Origin of the sequence: Cryobacterium breve, assembly GCF_027594785.1 — a bacterium.
GTDB classification, from domain to species: domain Bacteria; phylum Actinomycetota; class Actinomycetes; order Actinomycetales; family Microbacteriaceae; genus Cryobacterium; species Cryobacterium breve_A.
Window position 1 is genome coordinate 1,007,427 of the sequence record NZ_CP075584.1, and the last position, 17,102, is coordinate 1,024,528.

Annotated in this window: 9 protein-coding genes and 6 pseudogenes; 5 read left to right on the top strand and 10 right to left on the bottom strand. The window is 68.7% G+C overall.

The genetic code is table 11. From position 1 onward, the window contains the following. Nucleotides 1-25: 25 nt before the first annotated feature. The 3 genes and pseudogenes from ilvC to KIV56_RS04940 form a co-directional block, all read right to left on the bottom strand. Nucleotides 26-1,055: pseudogene (gene ilvC / locus KIV56_RS04930) on the bottom strand (ketol-acid reductoisomerase). A 65-nt stretch (nucleotides 1,056-1,120) separates the two neighbouring features. Next, nucleotides 1,121-1,630 carry an acetolactate synthase small subunit gene (ilvN, locus tag KIV56_RS04935; protein WP_281535372.1) on the bottom strand — a complete coding sequence of 170 codons (510 nt, stop codon included), beginning with the start codon at nucleotides 1,628-1,630 and terminating at the stop codon, nucleotides 1,121-1,123. 4 nt (nucleotides 1,631-1,634) lie between these two features. Further along, nucleotides 1,635-3,327: pseudogene (locus KIV56_RS04940) on the bottom strand (acetolactate synthase large subunit). On the opposite strand from KIV56_RS04940, the gene KIV56_RS04945 reads away from it, so the two are divergent. After that, nucleotides 3,214-3,453: a hypothetical protein gene (locus tag KIV56_RS04945; protein ID WP_281536268.1), complete on the top strand. Its 240-nt coding sequence runs from the start codon at nucleotides 3,214-3,216 to the stop codon at nucleotides 3,451-3,453. The pseudogene KIV56_RS04940 and the gene KIV56_RS04945 sit on opposite strands and share 114 nt — an antisense overlap. Before the next feature lie 65 nt (nucleotides 3,454-3,518). Here KIV56_RS04945 and ilvD read toward each other — a convergent pair. From ilvD to otsA, 3 genes and pseudogenes are all read right to left on the bottom strand, one after another. After that, a pseudogene (gene ilvD / locus KIV56_RS04950) lies at nucleotides 3,519-5,212 on the bottom strand (dihydroxy-acid dehydratase). Between the two features lie 43 nt (nucleotides 5,213-5,255). Beyond that, the gene (gene otsB / locus KIV56_RS04955; RefSeq protein ID WP_281536074.1) at nucleotides 5,256-6,071 is read right to left on the bottom strand and encodes a trehalose-phosphatase; all 816 of its coding nucleotides are present in this window, start codon (nucleotides 6,069-6,071) and stop codon (nucleotides 5,256-5,258) included. A gap of 3 nt (nucleotides 6,072-6,074) precedes the next feature. Continuing rightward, nucleotides 6,075-7,473: pseudogene (gene otsA, locus KIV56_RS04960) on the bottom strand (alpha,alpha-trehalose-phosphate synthase (UDP-forming)); the annotation flags it as partial. A 193-nt stretch (nucleotides 7,474-7,666) separates the two neighbouring features. Between otsA and KIV56_RS04965 the strand changes: the two are divergent. After that, on the top strand, nucleotides 7,667-8,509 hold the full coding sequence (locus tag KIV56_RS04965) for a sugar phosphate isomerase/epimerase family protein (protein ID WP_348648463.1): 843 nt from the start codon (nucleotides 7,667-7,669) through the stop codon (nucleotides 8,507-8,509). A 122-nt stretch (nucleotides 8,510-8,631) separates the two neighbouring features. Here KIV56_RS04965 and KIV56_RS04970 read toward each other — a convergent pair whose 3' ends face one another. The 4 genes and pseudogenes from KIV56_RS04970 to KIV56_RS04990 all read right to left on the bottom strand — a co-directional run bounded on the left by KIV56_RS04970 (nucleotide 8,632) and on the right by KIV56_RS04990 (nucleotide 14,200). After that, nucleotides 8,632-10,626: a YhgE/Pip family protein gene (locus KIV56_RS04970; RefSeq protein ID WP_281535374.1), complete on the bottom strand. Its 1,995-nt coding sequence runs from the start codon at nucleotides 10,624-10,626 to the stop codon at nucleotides 8,632-8,634. Further along, nucleotides 10,623-12,602, bottom strand: a complete 1,980-nt coding sequence (locus KIV56_RS04975; RefSeq protein ID WP_281535375.1) for an MMPL family transporter — start codon at nucleotides 12,600-12,602, stop codon at nucleotides 10,623-10,625. The genes KIV56_RS04970 and KIV56_RS04975 overlap by 4 nt, the downstream gene beginning before the upstream one ends. Before the next feature lie 76 nt (nucleotides 12,603-12,678). Then, a pseudogene (locus tag KIV56_RS04985) lies at nucleotides 12,679-13,646 on the bottom strand (MMPL family transporter); the annotation flags it as partial. Between the two features lie 5 nt (nucleotides 13,647-13,651). Continuing rightward, nucleotides 13,652-14,200, bottom strand: a complete 549-nt coding sequence (locus tag KIV56_RS04990; RefSeq protein WP_281535376.1) for a TetR/AcrR family transcriptional regulator — start codon at nucleotides 14,198-14,200, stop codon at nucleotides 13,652-13,654. Nucleotides 14,201-14,418: 218 nt separating this feature from the next. Here KIV56_RS04990 and KIV56_RS04995 point away from each other — a divergent pair, with 218 nt between their 5' ends. The 3 genes and pseudogenes from KIV56_RS04995 to KIV56_RS05005 all read left to right on the top strand — a co-directional run bounded on the left by KIV56_RS04995 (nucleotide 14,419) and on the right by KIV56_RS05005 (nucleotide 17,070). Continuing rightward, entirely contained in the window at nucleotides 14,419-14,607 is a 189-nt protein-coding gene (locus KIV56_RS04995) for a hypothetical protein (RefSeq protein WP_134447351.1), read from the top strand. A gap of 115 nt (nucleotides 14,608-14,722) precedes the next feature. Continuing rightward, a complete protein-coding gene (locus KIV56_RS05000) occupies nucleotides 14,723-15,154 on the top strand; it encodes a hypothetical protein (protein ID WP_281535377.1) in 432 nt (143 codons plus the stop codon). Between the two features lie 73 nt (nucleotides 15,155-15,227). Continuing rightward, a pseudogene (locus tag KIV56_RS05005) lies at nucleotides 15,228-17,070 on the top strand (glycoside hydrolase family 15 protein). The last annotated feature ends 32 nt before the right edge of the window (nucleotides 17,071-17,102 follow it).

Here is a 17,102-nt window from a genome sequence, read left to right on the forward strand (position 1 = left end):
GCGCGGCGTGCGCTGCGCGCGGTGCTTAGCGGGCGGCTTCGCCGTCGACGTAGTCGTCGTCGTTCGAGGCGTTCCACGCGAAGAGCTTGCGCAGGCTCGCGACCGGTGGCCTCGATCGGGTGCTCTTCGCCCTTCTTGCGGAGAGCCAGGAACTCGGGTGCTCCGGCGTCCTGGTCGGCGATGAAGCGTTCGGCGAACGCGCCGCTCTGGATGTCGGCGAGAACGGCCTTCATGTTCTCCTTGACGTGCGGGTCGATCACGCGGGGGCCGGAGACGTAGTCGCCGTATTCCGCGGTGTCGGAGACACTCCAGCGCTGCTTGGCGATGCCGCCCTCCCACATCAGGTCGACGATGAGCTTGAGCTCGTGCAGCACCTCGAAGTAGGCGACCTGCGGCTGGTAGCCGGCTTCGGTCAGGGTCTCGAAGCCGTACTGGATCAGCTGCGAGACGCCGCCGCAGAGCACGGCCTGCTCGCCGAACAGGTCGGTCTCGGTCTCTTCGGTGAAGGTGGTCTTGATGCCGGCGGCACGGAGCCCGCCGATCGCCTTCGCGTAGCTGAGGGTCAGCGGCCAGGCATTGCCGGTCGCATCCTTCTCGACGGCGACGATGACGGGAACGCCACGGCCGGCCTCGAATTCGCGGCGCACGGTGTGGCCCGGTCCCTTGGGGGCGACCATGACGACGTCGACGCCCTCCGGCGCGGTGATGTAGCCGAAGCGGATGTTGAAGCCGTGTCCGAAGACGAGCGCCTTCCCGGCGGCGAGGTTCGGAAGCACGTCAGCGGCGTACAGGTGACGCTGCACCTGGTCGGGTGCGAGGATGACGATGACGTCGGCCCACTTGGCCGCCTCGGCGGTGCTGAGGACGGTGAAGCCGACCTCTTCGGCCTTGGCCTTCGACTTCGAGCCGTCCTTGAGACCGATGACGACCTCGACACCCGAGTCGCGGAGGTTCTGGGCATGCGCGTGTCCCTGCGAGCCGTAGCCGATGACGGCTACCTTCTTGCCCTGGATGATCGACAGGTCAGCGTCTTTGTCGTAGTAAATCTCAGACACGAGTGGTTATCTCCTAGTTGTTTGGTGAAGAAAGGTCGGTGAAGAAAGGGGGTGCGGGGCGGACGCTAGCTCTTGAACACGCGTTCGGTGATCGATTTGGACCCGCGGCCGATGGCGAGCAGTCCGGATTGTGCGATCTCCTTGATCCCGTAGGGCTCGAGCACGCGCAGCAGCGCCTGGGTCTTGCCGGAATCCCCGGTGACCTCGATCACGACGGAGTCAGGGGCGACGTCGACGACCCGCGCACGGAACAGCGTCACCGCCTCGAGCACCTGGGACCTCGTCGTGTTGTCCGCACGCACCTTGACGAGCAGGTGCTCGCGGTGCACGGACTGCGCGGGGTCGAGCTCGACGATCTTGATCACGTTGATCAGCTTGTTGAGCTGCTTCGTGACCTGCTCGAGCGGGAGGTCCTCGACGTCGACGAGGATGGTGATCCGCGACAGGCCGGGGATCTCGGTGTGACCGACCGCGAGGCTTTCGATGTTGAAGCCGCGGCGGGCAAAGAGGCCGGCGACGCGGGTCAACAGGCCGGGCTTGTCCTCGACGAGGAGGCTCAGGACATGGGAACTCATGGGCTTACTCCTCTCCCCAGGTCGGTGCGTGGTCTTTCGCGTACTGCACGTAGCTGTTGCTGACGCCCTGCGGCACCATCGGCCACACCATCGCGTCGCGGCTGACCACGAAGTCGATCACGACGGGCCGGTCGTTCGTCGCAAGGGCGAGCTTGATCGCGTCGTCGACCTGGTCCGCGCTCGTGACACGGATACCGAGCGCGCCATAAGCCTCGGCGAGCTTCACGAAGTCGGGCACCATCGCCGAGCCGTGGCCGGTGTTCAGGTCGGTGAAGGAGTGCCGCCCGTCATAGAACAGGGTCTGCCACTGGCGCACCATGCCGAGCGAGGAGTTGTTGATGATCGCGACCTTGATCGGGATGTTGTTGATGGTGCAGGTCGCGAGTTCCTGGTTGGTCATCTGGAAGCATCCGTCGCCGTCGATCGACCAGACCACCCGGTCGGGTTCTGCGACCTTGGCGCCCATCGCGGCGGGAACGGAGTAGCCCATCGTGCCCGCGCCACCCGAGTTCAGCCAGGAGTTGGGGCGCTCGTACTTGATGTACTGGGCCGCCCACATCTGGTGCTGGCCGACGCCGGCGGCGTAGACGCCTTCCGGACCGGTGAGCTCGCCGATGCGCTTGATCACGTACTGCGGGGCGAGCAGGCCGTCCGTCGGCTCGGAGTAGCCGAGCGGGAACTCCTCGCGGAGGCCGTTCAGGTAGGTCCACCACTCGGTGAAGTCCGGGGTGGTCGTCTTGAGCACAGCGGAGAACGCGACGGCCAGGTCGGCGAGCACGTCCTTGGCGTCTCCGACGATGGGCACGTCGGCGGTGCGGATCTTGGAGATCTCTGCGGGGTCGACGTCGACGTGAACGATCGTGGCGTGCGGCGCGAACTCGCTGACCTTCCCGGTGACCCGGTCGTCGAAGCGGGCGCCGAGCGCGATGATCAGGTCGGCCTCCTGCAGCGACAGCACGGCGGAAACGGTCCCGTGCATGCCCGGCATCCCGAGGTGCTGGTCGTGCGAGTCCGGGAACGCTCCACGGGCCATCAGCGTGGTGACGACCGGCGTGCCGGTGAGTTCGGCGAAGGCGAGGGAGCTCGGCGGATGCGCGGGCGCGGATGACACCGCCGCCGACGTACAGCACGGGCTTCTTCGCATCGGCGAGCAGCTGGGCTGCCGCCTGCACCTGCTTGCCATGGGCCTTGGTGATCGGACGGTAGCCGGGCAGGTCGATCTTCGGCGGCCAGATGAAGGGCGCCGTCTTCTGCTGGGCGTCCTTGGTGATGTCGACGAGCACGGGACCCGGCCGGCCGGTCGAGGCGATCAGGTACGCGGATGCGATCGCACCGGGAACGTCTTCCGGGCGCTTGACGAGGAACGAGTGCTTCGTGATCGGCATCGTGATCCCGACGATGTCGGCCTCCTGGAAGGCATCCGTGCCCATCAGCGTCGAGAAGACCTGGCCGGTGATGCACAGGATGGGCACCGAGTCCATGTAGGCATCGGCGATTGCCGTGACGAGGTTCGTCGCCCCAGGGCCGGACGTCGCGATGGCGACGCCGACGCGGTTGCTCGCCGAGGCGTAGCCCTCGGCAGCGTGGCCGGCGCCCTGCTCGTGGCGCACCAGGATGTGCCGGATGGCGTCCTGGGTCATCAGCTCGTCGTAGAGCGGGATGACGGCGCCGCCGGGCAGGCCGAAGACATCCGTCACGCCCAGCAGTTCGAGGGTGCGGATGATCGCACCGGAACCGGTGAGGAGTTCGGGTTCACCGGATGCCGCCGCGGCCGGCGCTGCGGCGGACGGAGTGGCGGCCGAGGTCGGCGAGGGCGTGGGTGATGGCACGGGGTTCTGTTCCGCGGTCATTGAGTCAGGTCCCTAAGGTCGAGTTCGAATGGTGAGCGCTACCCCGTGACGGCGCCGACGGCGGCCGATTGCACGAGCTTCGTGTACTTGGCGAGCACGCCGCGGGTGTAGCGCGGAGGGAGAGGCGCCCAGCCGACTCGTCGGGCGTCGAGCTCTTCAGGGTCGACCAGTAGGTCGAGCGTGCGAGCTGCGATATCGACCCGTATGAGATCACCATCGCGCACGAAGGCGATCGGACCTGCGTCCACCGCTTCGGGTGCTATGTGGCCGATACACAGTCCGGTTGTGCCGCCTGAGAATCTGCCGTCCGTTAACAGTAGTACATCGGCACCGAGCCCGGCGCCCTTGATGGCGGCGGTGATCGAGAGCATCTCCCGCATGCCGGGGCCGCCCTTCGGGCCTTCGTAACGGATGACGACGACGACGCCCTTCTCGATGGCACCCTCGGTGAGGGCGTCCATCGCAGCGCGCTCGCGTTCGAAGACGCGGGCAGGGCCGGTGAACACGTCGCTGTCGAAGCCGGCGGTCTTGACGACGGCGCCCTCCGGAGCCATCGAGCCCTTGAGGATGGTGATGCCGCCGCTCTTGTGGATCGGGTTGTCGAGCGTGCGGAGCACCTCGCCGTCGAGGTCGGGCGGGTCGATCTCCGCGAGGTTCTCTGCGACGGTCTTGCCGGTCACGGTGAGCGCGTCCCCGTGGATGAGGCCGGCCTCGAGCAGGGCGCGCATCACGGCGGGCACCCCGCCGTGGCGGTCGACGTCGTTCATGACGTACTTGCCGAACGGCTTCAGGTCGCCGATGTGCGGAACCTTGTCGCCGATCACGTTGAAGTCGTCGAGGCTCAGGCTCGACCTCGGCCTCCCGGGCGATGGCGAGGAGGTGCAGCACCACGTTCGTGGATCCCCCGAAGGCCATGGCCACGGCGATTGCATTCTCGAAGGCCTTGCGGGTGAGGATGTCCCTGGCCGTGATACCGAGGCGCAGCAGGTTGACGACGGCCTCGCCGGAGCGGTGCGCGTAGTAGTCGCGGCGGCGGTCGGCCGAGGCGGGGGACGCGGATCCCGGCAGGCTCATGCCGAGGGCTTCTGCGACGCTCGCCATGGTGTTGGCCGTGTACATGCCGCCGCAGGCCCTCGCCGGGGGCGAAGGCGCACTCGATCCGCTTGGCGTCGGCCACGGACATCCGCCCGGCCTTGACGGCGCCGACGGCCTCGAACGAGTCGATGATGGTGATGTCTTTTTCGGTGCCGTCGGAGAGCTTGACCCAGCCGGGCGCGATCGAGCCGGCATAGAGGAAGACGCTTGCGAGATCGAGGCGGGCGGCAGCCATCAGCATGCCGGGCAGGGACTTGTCGCAGCCGGCGAGCAGGACGGAGCCGTCGAGGCGCTCGGCCTGCATGACGACCTCGACGGAGTCCGCGATGACCTCCCGGGAGACGAGGGAGAAGTGCATGCCCTCGTGGCCCATCGAGATGCCGTCGGAGACGGAGATGGTGCCGAACTGCAGCGGGTAGCCGCCGCCGGAGTGCACACCCTCCTTGGCCGCCTGCGCGAGGCGGTCGAGGGACAGGTTGCACGGGGTGATCTCGTTCCAGGAACTCGCGATGCCGATCTGGGGTTTGTCCCAGTCGGCGTCGCCCATCCCGACCGCGCGGAGCATTCCGCGGGAGGTCGTGGCTTCGATTCCGTCGGTGACGTCGCGACTACGCGGTTTCAGATCGATCTCAGGCATGTAGTGATTCTAGAACCTGTGTTTCGGGAACTTTGCCGCAGGGTTACCGTTCGCTGGGAGTTCCGGGGGTTCCTGAAGCTTCGGCGGCCTCCCGGAGGTCGGCGATCAGCTGGAGCACGATCGGCACTTCCTCCGGTCCGCGCACCCGGTAGCCCGCGATGGTCGTGCCCGCGCCGATCTTGAGTCCGAGGTCGCTGGGGTGCAGCGCGGTGAAGGCGTCTTCGTCTGTCACGTCGTCACCGGCGTAGAACACCCGGTCGGCGCCCGTGTATGCACGGAGCCGTTCGAGAGCGTCGCCCTTCGAACTCGAACGCACGGCGAATTCGAGCACGTTCTTGCCCTCGCGCACGGTGAGATCCGGAAGGACGGCGCCGAGCTGTGCGCGGGCGTCGCGTTGCACGGCCTGGGCGGCCTGCACGGTCGCCTTGCGCGTGTGCAGGGCGAGCCCGGCGGGCTTGCGTTCGATCCACACGCCCGTCACGGATGCCGAGACCCGCTCGAGCACCCGGGTGAGCGTGTCGAGCTGGTCGAGTTCGTCCTGGTCGAGCCCGAGCTCTTCGCCCGGGTTGTCCAGTTGCACCTCGATGCCGTGTGAACCGGTCAGGAGCACCTCGATCTGCGGTTCGGCGACCTGGCGCAGGCTCGCGAGCGATCGGCCGGAGACGAGGGCGACACGCACGCCGTCGAGCCCGATCAGGCGTTCGACGGCCTCGCGGGTGCCGGCAACGGCACGCGAGTCCTGGGGGTTGTCAACGATCGGGGCGACGGTGCCGTCGAAGTCAAGCGCGATGAGCAGCGAGCCCGCCGCACTGAAGTCGCGGACGGCGTGGACGAGGTCGTCGGGTACGCCGGGCTGCACGGCGGCGCCCTCCCGGAGTGTGCGCAGGAACGACGACGACCAGGCGGCGACGTCGTTGTCGAACACCTTCCGGCGAAGAGCCCGCATCCGCCGCTGCCGTTCGGGGCGCGGCATCGCGATCGCCCGGAGGATCGCCGCCTTCATTCCGTCGATGTCGTGCGGGTTGATCAGTACGGCCTGCTTGAGTTCGTCGGCGGCCCCGGCGAATTCGCTCAGCACGAGCACGCCGTCCTTGTCGTCGCGGACGGCGACGTATTCCTTGGCGACGAGGTTCATCCCGTCGCGGAGGGCGGTGACGAGCATGACGTCTGCGGCGAGGTACAGGGCGACCATCTCTTCGCGCGGGTAGCCGTGGTGGTGGTAGCTGATCGCGGTGTGGCTGATCGTCGAGTAGTCGCCGTTGATGCGGCCGACGGCGAGTTCGATCTCGTCGCGGAGGGCCATGTATGCGCCGACGCGCTCCCGGGAGGGGCTCGCGACCTGCACGAGGGTGACGTCCTCGACGGAAATCGACCCGTCCTCGAGGAGCTCGCCGAAGGCCTTCAGACGGTGGCCGATGCCCTTCGTGTAGTCGAGCCTGTCGACGCCGAGGATGATCGTCTTCGGGTTGCCGAGGTCTTCGCGGATGCGGCGCGCGCGGGCCTGGATCTCCGGCTGCTTCGCGAGGTCGGCGTATGCGATGGCGTCGATGGAGATCGGGAAGTGCTTGGCGATCACGCGGCGGTGGTGTCCCCCGGCGCCCGGAACGTCGATCGCGACACCGCGGGTGGAGTAGCCGAAGAGGCGACGGACCGCGCGGGAGAAGTTACCGGCATCCGCCAGCCGCTGGAAGCCGATCAGGTCGGCGCCGAGCAGGCCGTCGAGGATCTGTTTGCGCCACGGGAGCCTGCGCGTAGATGCCGTACGGCGGGAACGGTATGTGGTTGAAGAAGCCGATGACGAGGTCGGGGCGCATGTCGCGCAGCATCCGCGGCACGAGTTGCAGCTGGTAGTCGTGTACCCAGACGGTGGCACCGGATGCCGCGGCCGCGGCGGCCGCTTCGGCGAACCGCCGGTTCACGCGCACGTATGCCTCCCACCATTCGCGGTGGAAGCTCGGCGGGGAGATCACGTCGTGGTAGAGCGGCCAGAGGGTGTCGTTGGAGAAGCCCTCGTAGTAGTCCTCGAGGTCGGCGTCGGTCAGCGAGACGGGAACGATGTTGATGCCGTCGTTCTCGAAGGGGGCGAACTCGCGGTCTGCGACGCCGGGCCAGCCGACCCAGGCGCCATCGGACGAGCGCATCAGCGGTTCCAGGGCGGTGACGAGTCCGCCCGGTGAGGTCTTCCAGCTCTCGGTGCCGTCTTCGGCGACGACGAAGTCCACGGGCAGCCGGTTCGAGACGGCGACGAGGGCGTAGGTCACCTTCGGCTCGGCAGCGGGCGTGGTGACGGCTTCGATCGAAATGGCTGGTCCGTTCCGGTACCTGCACGGCGCACGCACCTTGGTGGACTTCCAAGGATACCAGCAGCCCGTGCCGAGCTCCCTGATTATTGGGCCGCGCGACACCCACCGTTCAACCGTCGGGTTTACTCTGGCGCCAATGATTCGCATCGGCATGAGCACGACGTGCGCCTATCCGCTCTCGACAGAGCATGCCTTCCGGCTTGCGAAGCTCGCGGGATACGACGGCATCGAAATCATGGTCTCCCGCGACGAGGTCACCCAGGATGCCGCTGCGCTCCTGGCCCTCTCGCGGAAATACAAGCTGCCGATCTTCTCGATCCACGCGCCCGTGCTCCTGCTCACGCATTTCGTCTGGGGCAGGGACCCGCTCGTGAAGCTCGAACGATCGGCAGCCCTCGCGGCCGAGGTCGGGGCGCGAACCGTCGTCGTGCATCCGCCGTTTCGCTGGCAGGCCGACTTCGCCGTCACGTTCCTCGACTCCGTGCGCGAGATCAGCGCGCAGAGCGGCATCGAGATCGCGGTCGAGAACATGTTCCCGTGGAAGTTCGGCGGCCGGAGCATGAAGGCGTACTCCCCCGGCTGGGACACCACCCGGATGGACTGCGACGCGGTCACGCTCGACTTCTCGCACTGCGCCCTGAGCGGGCTCGACAGCCTCGCGATGGCGACGGAGCTCGGCGCCCGCCTCAGGCACGTGCACCTGTGCGACGGGTCAGGCTCCCTTGACGAGGGCAAGGTCTTCGACGAGCACCTGCTGCCCGGCCGGGGCAGCGAGCCGGTCGCCGAGGTGCTCAACCTGCTCGCGCGCACGGACTGGGACGGCCGGATCGTCGCGGAGGTCAACACCCGCAAGGCGCGTACCGAGCAGGAACGCCTCGTGCTTCTCGTGGAGACCCTCGCGTTCGCGCGCCTGCACACGAATCAGCGCCGGGTGCGCCGCGCCCCGCGCTCGCCTCGCGCCCGCGAGTCCCTGCGTCCCGGCCAGCAGCACTAGCCCCCAACGAATTCGACGGAGTTTTTGCGTTTTGAGTACGTGAGAGCGCGGTTTAAGATCTTTCCGGACAGAATCTCCGTCGAATTCGTTAGGGGCAGGGCAAGGGCGGATGCGGGGCGGGGTCAGCCGCGGGCGAGGGCCAGGGCGAAGGAACGCGGGCCACGCTTGGCGGCAACGGCCCAGAAGGTCAGGCCGATGCTCACCACCGCGAAGAGCAGCAGGATGCCCACGGCATTGAGCGCGCCGGCTCCCCCACCCGACACGATCCCCTGCATGCCGCGCACGGCCCAGGTGAGCGGCAGGAACGGGCTGATCGCCTGGAACGGCGCCGAGACGAGCTCGATCGGGTACAGGCCGCCGACCGCCGTGAGTTGCAGGGCGAGGAGCACGAGGGAGATGACGATGCCGACCCTGCCGAACGCCACGGTAAGGAACTGGTGCACCGCGACGAACACGAACGCGAGGAACACCGCGAAGCCCAGTGTCGCGGGGAGCAGGGTCCAGGTCACGCCGAGCGACGCGTGCAGCAGGGCGACGACGACGACCGCCTGGACGGCGGCGAGGCCGAATGCCCGGCCGAAGCCACGCGAGACGAGGCGCCCGGTCGAGGCCGTCGACGCGAGCGCGGTGCTCGTCACCGGGCGCATCACGAGGAAGATCGCGAGCGCGCCGATCCAGAGCCCGACGGGAACGAAGACCATGCCGAGGAGCGGGCCGATCGTCGTGATCGGATTGTCGCGGCTCGTGGTGATGGCGACGGGCTCCGAAACGACCGAAGCCGACTGCGCAGGGTCGTCCTGGTTCAGTTTCTTCGCGCTCTCGGCTCCGGACGCGAGCCCGGTCGCGAGCTGGCTCGCGCCCGTCTCGAGCTGGTGCACCCCGGTGGCCGCGCCGGCGGTCCCGGTCGCGAGCTGGGAGACGCCGCTCGAGAGGCTCGAGACGCCCGAGGCGAGGCCGGTCGCGCCGGTTCGGAGCGATGCGGATCCCGCTGCGAGCTTCGCGGCCCCTGCCGCGCTCTGCGCGACGCCGCCCTGGACGCCCGTGAGAGCGGATGTCGTCTGCTGGCTGAGTCCGGTGCCCTGGGTGGACAGGGTGTCGAGCCCGCCCTGAACGCCCGTGATGCCACCGGAATACTGGGTGAAGTACGCGCGGTACTTCGCGATGATCTCCGAGGCGTGGGTGGGATCGGCGGCGACTGCCTGCGCCATCGCGTCATAGGTGGGGACGAGGGGTATCGCCGCAGACAGGCTCGACAACCCGGTCGCCGCCTGCGTGACTCCCCCGGTGTACTGGGCGACGCCACTGCTGAGGGCGCTGAGCCCCGCCGTGCCGGAGTCGAGCTTGCCGAGGCCCGCGCTGAGCGCATCCACCCCGTTCGTGTACGCCGTCACTCCGGTCGCGAAGCTCGACGCTCCGGTCGCGGCGGACGCCGCTCCGGTGGCCGCGGAGGACGCGCCCCCGGAGAGGGAATCCAGGCCGGTGGCCACTCCGGTGACTCCCGTGGAGACCTGGCCGGCGCCATCCGCTGCCGTGGTCAGCGAGCCGCCGAGCGTGGTCAGGCCTTTGTACAGGCCGCTCAGGTACTGGGTGGTGATCTGACGGCCGAAGACGCCCGTCATCGCGGACCCGACGGTCCCTGCGACGGTTCCGGCGAGGTAGGAATGCGCGTCGTCGGTGCGGATGGCGAGTTCGGCCTGGGTCGGTGCTGCGGTGCCGATCGAGGTGATCGATTTGGAGAAATCGGCGGGGATGGTGAGCACCGCGTACGCCTTGCCGGAGGCGAGGGCGGCCGCCGCATCCGCGGAATTGGAGATCGTCCAGGCGAACCCGGTCGACGCAGTCCTCGACGAGGCCGGCGCGGTCAGCTCGGTCACGAGCAGGCGCCCGGCGAGCACGGTCTGCTTTGTGCCGTCTGCGGCCGTCGTCGTGACGAAGGTGTCGTTGTTGACGACGATCGCGGGCAGGGTGTCGAGCCGCTGGTCTGCGGTCGCGAGCGCGCCGGCGAAGACGCCTGCGACCGCGAGCGGTACCACGATCAGTCCGGCGAGTACGGCGCCGAAGGTCCAGCGGCGCTGTCCCGGCGTGCGGCTGAAGAGTCGTTCGAGCCTGGTGCTCATCGCAGTGCAGCCTTTCCATCCAGGGAGTCGGCGCCGAAGACGGCGTCGCGGGGGTCGGGGGTGTCGGTTGGCCGGGTCGCATGACGCGGGTCAGGGTCGAGCGGCGGATATCCGCCGCGAGCTCCGGCGAGGGCGAGCTCTGCCGGTTCGACGGGCTCGAGCGCTTCGAGGTCGACGACCTGCACGGACCGGCCCGCTGCGGTCAGCGGATGCTGCGCCGCCGCCGCGAAGATCAGCGTGGTGTCGGCGGGAGCGAGGGTCGCCACCACGGCACCGACGCTGCGTCCCGCGGAATCGGCGGGGAGCCCTTCGCCGAGGTCGATGACGACCACGCCGGGACGTTCGGCGAGCGCCGCCGCGACGAGGACCGCGGCACGGGAAACGGCAGACAGGGAGGAGACGGGGGTGGCCGCGGTGAGGGGCGCGAGCGGGGCGCGGTCGTCGGCGAGGGCACGGTTGACGCGTCCGATCCAGCTGTCGAGCTGGCTGCGGCGGCTGCGGGAGCGGAACCGTGGCTGGGTGAGGTCGAGCCGCTCGGCGAGCAGTTCGCCCACGGTCATACCGTTGTCCCGGCTGTCGCCGACGTCGGCGAGCGCGACGACGCGTAATGCGCGACCGCGTTCGGAGGGCAACGGATAGCTGAGGACCTGGAGTCGACCGGAGACCGGGTCGAGGCGGCCGGCGAGCGTCGCGGCGACCACCCGGCGATGGGCGGTGGTCCCGGTGAGGACGAGCACAGATCCGGTCGGCACGGAAACGGTGAGCGGGCCGATCGTGCTGCCCGGCAGGCCGAAGACGGCCTGGTCCGCGGTGATGGCGCCGTCCTGCGCCTTCGCCCAGTGACTGTCGAGCATGTGGTGGCGGAGTCCTTCGCCTTCGATGTCGACGTTGGGGAGCAGGCGGTCGAGCCAGCGCGGCAGCCACCAGGCGGCACGGCCCGCGAGGGCCATCGCGGCGGGCACGAGCGTCATCCGCACCAGGAAGGCGTCGAGGAACACGCCGACGGCGAGGGCGAACGCAATGCCCTTGATCGCTCCGGTGCCGTCTGGCACGAAGGCGAAGAAGACGAAGAACATGATGAGCGCCGCTGCGGTGACGACGCGGGCGGCGTGTGCGAAGCCGTAGACGACGGCCTGGCGCGCGTCGTTGCTCTTGACGTACTCCTCACGCATCCCGGACACGAGGAAGACCTCGTAGTCCATGGCGAGTCCGAAGAGCACGGCCATCAGCAGGATCGGCAGGAAGCTCAGGATCGGGCCTGGCGTGCTCACCCCGAGCAGGTCGGCGAACCAGCCCCACTGGAAGATCGCGACGGTCGCGCCGATCGACGCGAAGACGGAGAGCAGGAACCCGATCGCTGCCTTGACCGGCACGAAGACGGAACGGAACACCATCGTCAGCAGGATGATGGAGAGCCCGACGACAATGAGCGCGAACGGGATGAGCGCGTTGCTCAGCCGGTTCGAGATATCGATCGACACGGCCGTCGCTCCCGTCACCGTGACGGGAGTCCCGAGTTCGGAGTCGATTCCCGGCGCGAGGTCCCGAATGGCCTGGACGAGGTCCTTGGTCTTCGGGTCGTTCGGTGCGCTGTTCGGCATCACCTGGATGATCGCGGTGTCGACCGTGGCGTTCGGGGTGCCCTTGCCGACGAAGGCGACGTCGGGCAGGGTGCGCAGCTTGGCGCTGATCGTCTCGAGGTCCGGGAAGATGTTCGTGGTCTGGGTGATGTCGACCACCACGATGAGCGGGCCGTTGTAGCCGGGGCCGAAGCCCTCCTCGATCATGGTGAATGCCTTGTGCTGGGTCGAGTCGACCGGCTCGGAGGCGCCGTCCGGCAGGTTGAGGTCGAGGCTGAGGGCGGGGATCGCGAGGGTGCCGAGGATTCCGACGACGAGGATCACGGCGACGATCGGTGCCTTCATCACGAGGCCGACCCAGCGGCGGCCCATCGTGGGCCGGCCGGTGTCCGGCATGGTCGCCCGGTTGTGGGCGCGCCCGCCGGGTTTCGGGGGTGAGGCGGCCCTTGGCCAGGCCGAGAATGGCGGGCAGGAGGGTGATGGCGACGAGGATGGCGATGAAGACGGCGACCGCGGCTCCCACCCCCATCACGCTCAGGAAGGGAATTCCGACGACGAGCAGTCCGAGCAGGGCGATGATGACGGTGAGCCCGGCGAAGACGACCGCGCTCCCGGCGGTGGCCACGCTCGTCGAGGCCGATTCGTGCGGTTCGACCCCCTCGCGAGCTGGGTCCGGTGCCGGGACAGGATGAAGAGCGAGTAGTCGATCCCGACGGCGAGCCCGAGCATCATCGCAAGCATCGGGGCGGTGCTCGAGACGGGCACGAACGCGGAGATCGCGGTGATACCGCCGATGGCCACGCCGACGCCGATGAGCGCCATCAGCAGCGGCATCCCGGCCGAGGCGAGCGAGCCGAAGGTGATCAGCAGCACGACGCCGGCGAAGAGGAGGCCGAACACCTCGGTGATGGTGATGCCGAAGGTGTTGGACGAGAAGACCTGGCCACCGAAGGCGACCTCGAGACCCGCCTTCTCGGCGATCGCCGCCGTCGCCGTGACGGCGTTGAGGGTCGCGTCCGTCACGTCCGCGGATGGCCCGTCGAGTTGCACGACGCTGCGCGCGGTCCCTTCGTCCGTCGAGATGGCGCTCGAAGCGTAGTCGGAATAGGGGGTGATCACGGACACGACGCCGGGCACGGCCTCGAGTTCGGTCGCCATGTCGGTGGTGGCGGTCTTGTACGGCTCCGTGTTGACGGATGCCCCGTCCGGCGTCTTGTAGACGACCTGCACAGAGGCGCCGGCCGCCTGGGGGAACACGGCGGCGAGCTGGTCGATCGCGTCCTGCGATTCGGTGCCGGGGATCGCGAAGGATTCGGCGGTCTTGCCGCCCAGGGCGATGCCGCCGCCGAGGATTCCGATGAGGAGGAGCGCCCACACGCCGATGACGAGCCAGGCGCGCTTGTAAGCGAAGTGGCCGATCCGATACAGAAGGGTTGCCATTGTGATTACTTCCTGGGCTGGGTGGTGCGGACGGCGACGGGGGCGAGGAGTTCGGAGAGGAGGGTGATGAGGGCGGGCCGGAGATCGTCCGTCGGCGTGATGTCCTCGTCGAAGAACGTCAGGCCGGCGACGAGCGAATAGGCCGCGCCGCCGAGCGCGACACCGAAGCGCATCCGGTCGATGGTCGTGGCGTGCTCCTGGCAGAGGGCGTCGCCGAGGCGAACGATCAGGGCCCTGGCCCTGTCGATCACGGCGATGCCCTTGAGGGACTGGGCCTGGTTGATCAGCACGTGTACTTCGAGCCGGTACTGGAGCAGGAAGTCGACGAAGTCCTCGATGAACTGACGACGCGAGGCAGCGTCCTCCGAGGTGGACGTGAACCCGCCGAGGATGTCCTCGAGGCGCTCAATGGCCGGGGTGAGCACTTCACCGAGGAGGGCGTCCTTCGAGGCGAAATGGTAGAGCACGCTCGATTTCGAGTACCCGGCGGACGCCGCGATCTGTTGCAGGGAGGTACCGGCGAACCCGACGGCTGCGAACTGCTGCAGCGCCATGACCCGCAGGCTCGGCTCCCGCACCGGGGCGGACAGTCGCGACAGCGGCGGGGACGAGGTCTTCCGGTTCGATCGGCACTGGACCACCTTAGCTGACCGATCGGTCAGTTCCTGCACGGTCGGTCAGTTTGTTCACCCACTCGTAACGTGGCGGAAGCCGGCCGCCGGACGGCACCCGCCCCCGTCCGGTTCCGGGTACCGTGGTTCCCGGAGGACCCATGCGAAAATTCATCTTCAGCAGCGCGATGCTCGGCGTCGTCGCCGGCGGTTGGAACATCCTGCAGGCGACCCGGCGCGGACCACGCGACTGGCGATTGCTGCTCATGTGGATCGGCTGGGCCCTGAGCGCGGCCGTCGCCATTGGCACCATTGTCAAAGATGCCGATGAGCGTCAAATCGACAGCTAGGTATCCCTGCTGTTTCTGACTCGGACTCGTGAGCGACCGGCGTGTCCGTCGCTCAATCGCGCCCGGGGCCGTCACACTGATAGCAGAAAGAGCTTTCAAGCGAAAGGGGCTCCCGATGTTTGGTCGACGACGTCGTGCCGCACCTGCCATTCCGGTCCCGGTGATACCCACCCCCGAACTCAGCGACGACGAGGTCTTCGACCTCTTCCACGGCGAGTTGTCGCGGCTGATCGGCGAGCAGGGCCTCTGGACCCTTGTGCCGCGCAGCCCGGCAGACACCGACGTGATCTTCCACGGCCTCAAGGCCCGCCAGGTGGCCGCCTCCCTGACGACGGCGCTCCGCAGCGCGACCTCGAAGTTGCGCGGCGAGTCCGTCGGCGAACCGGCGGCGCTGTCGTTCACCCCCGCTCCGATCACCGTCTGGGCCGAACCGGATGCCGCTGCGCGCAAGCCGGCCGCCCCGCAGCCACAACGTCTTGTCTCCGCCGTGCCGCACGCAGGCCACACCGCCGTCGAACCCGCAGAACGCGCCCGCCTCGTCGCCTGAGCATTCGCTCCCGGTCCCGACCCGGGCATCCGCTCACAGCGGCCCGACACCCGCGCGATGGCAGGATGTCTGCATGCCCCTGAACATCGAGGACTATGCCCTGATCGGCGACTGCCACTCGGGTGCCCTGGTCGGCAGTGACGGCAGCATCGACTGGCTCTGTCTGCCGCGCTTCGACTCCGCGTCGATGTTCGGCGCGCTCCTCGGCACCGAGGACCACGGGCGCTGGCTGCTCGCCCCGGCAGACCCCGCCGCCACGAGCACGCGCAGCTATCTCGACGGCACCTTCATCCTGTCCCAGACCTGGACCACCCCGACGGGGAGTGTCGAGGTCCTCGACTTCATGCCGCACGGTGACGGTCGCCCTGACGTGCTCCGCCGGGTGCGCGGCGTGTCCGGTTCCGTCGAGATGGCAGAGGAACTGCGCATCCGCTTCGGCTACGCCGTGAGCATTCCCTGGGTGCGCCAGGTGCACCAGGACGGCGAGACGGTGTTGCTCGCCGTCGCGGGTCCCGACGCCATCGCCGTGCGCGGCCCGGAGCTGACCGCCGCCGACCACCGGCACACGGCCACATTCACGGTTGCGGCGGGTGAGGTCGTCGACCTGCAGCTCGCCTGGCATCCCTCGCACCGAACCCCGCCCGCCGCCGTCGACGTCGACGCAGCGCTGGCTGCGACGACCGCCTGGTGGACCGACTGGGCCAGGTCCTGCACGCACGACGGCCCGTACCGGGACGAAGTCGTGCGCTCCATGCTCGTACTGCGGGCGCTCACTCACGAGGACACCGGCGGCATCGTCGCGGCGGCGACGACGTCACTCCCGGAATTCCGCGGCGGCCACCGCAACTGGGACTACCGCTATGTCTGGCTCCGCGACGCGGCGCTCACCCTGACCGTGCTGCTCGCGCACGGATATGAAGCGGAGGCCCACGACTGGCGCGGCTGGCTGCTGCGCGCGATCGCCGGCGACCCCGACGACGTGCAGATCATGTACGGGCTCGCCGGCGAGCGGTACCTGCCGGAGCGTGAGCTCCCCAGCCTGCCCGGATACCGCGGGTCCAGCCCCGTGCGGGTCGGCAACGGCGCCGTCGACCAGTTCCAGGCCGACGTGATCGGCGAAGTCCTGGTGGCACTGCACGCCGCGCGCCACAGCGGTCTCACGGAGGGCGAGTTCTCCTGGCCGCTGCAGCGCGCACTGATCGGGTCCCTCGAGCGGAGCCTGGTCCCGGCCGGATCAGGGCATCTGGGAGGTGCGGGGGCCTGCCCGCGAATTCACCCACTCCCGGGTGATGGTCTGGGCGGCCTTCGACCGGATGGTACGTGGCTGCACCGAGTTCGGACTCGACGGCCCCGTCGAACGCTGGACGGCCCTGAGGGACGAGATCCGCAGGGACATCGAGCAGCGGGGCTTCAACGCCGAACTCGGCACATACACCCAGTACTTCGGCGGCACCGAGGTCGACGCCTCCCTGCTTGTGCTTCCGCAGGTGGGCTTCCATGAACCGACGGATGCCCGGATGCTCGGCACGGTCGCCGCGATCGAGGCCGACCTGATGCGGGACGGCCTGGTGCTGCGCTACCGCACGGAGGTGCCCGTCGACGGTCTGGCCGGCGGCGAGCATCCGTTTCTCGCCTGTTCCTTCTGGCTCGTTGAGCAGTATGCGAGCTCGGGGCGGGGCGAAGACGCCCGGGCGCTGATGGACCGGCTCGTCGGATTCGCCAACGACGTGGGGCTGTTGAGCGAGGAATACGACGTCGGCGCGGGCCGCCAGGCCGGCAACACGCCGCAGGCGCTCACCCACCTCGCCCTCGTTCGCGCGGCCGACGCGATCACGGCGATGGAGGAGCGGGCCGCCCGGCCCGCCCGGACGGGAAGCGAGATCGCCGCCGCGGCCGTTTCGGGTGCCGACCGATAGAGATCCACCGGATTCTTTGTAGGTCTCCTCTG

What these genes read in the sequence shown, in the direction of transcription:
- KIV56_RS05000 (WP_281535377.1), top strand. Translation starts at nt 14,723, where the DNA reads ATGTTTGGTCGACGACGTCGTGCCGCACCTGCCATTCCGGTCCCGGTG.
- ilvN (WP_281535372.1), bottom strand. Translation starts at nt 1,630, where the DNA reads ATGAGTTCCCATGTCCTGAGCCTCCTCGTCGAGGACAAGCCCGGCCTG.
- KIV56_RS04995 (WP_134447351.1), top strand. Translation starts at nt 14,419, where the DNA reads ATGCGAAAATTCATCTTCAGCAGCGCGATGCTCGGCGTCGTCGCCGGC.
- KIV56_RS04965 (WP_348648463.1), top strand. Translation starts at nt 7,667, where the DNA reads ATGAGCACGACGTGCGCCTATCCGCTCTCGACAGAGCATGCCTTCCGG.
- KIV56_RS04990 (WP_281535376.1), bottom strand. Translation starts at nt 14,200, where the DNA reads ATGGCGCTGCAGCAGTTCGCAGCCGTCGGGTTCGCCGGTACCTCCCTG.
- KIV56_RS04970 (WP_281535374.1), bottom strand. Translation starts at nt 10,626, where the DNA reads ATGAGCACCAGGCTCGAACGACTCTTCAGCCGCACGCCGGGACAGCGC.
- KIV56_RS04975 (WP_281535375.1), bottom strand. Translation starts at nt 12,602, where the DNA reads ATGCCGGACACCGGCCGGCCCACGATGGGCCGCCGCTGGGTCGGCCTC.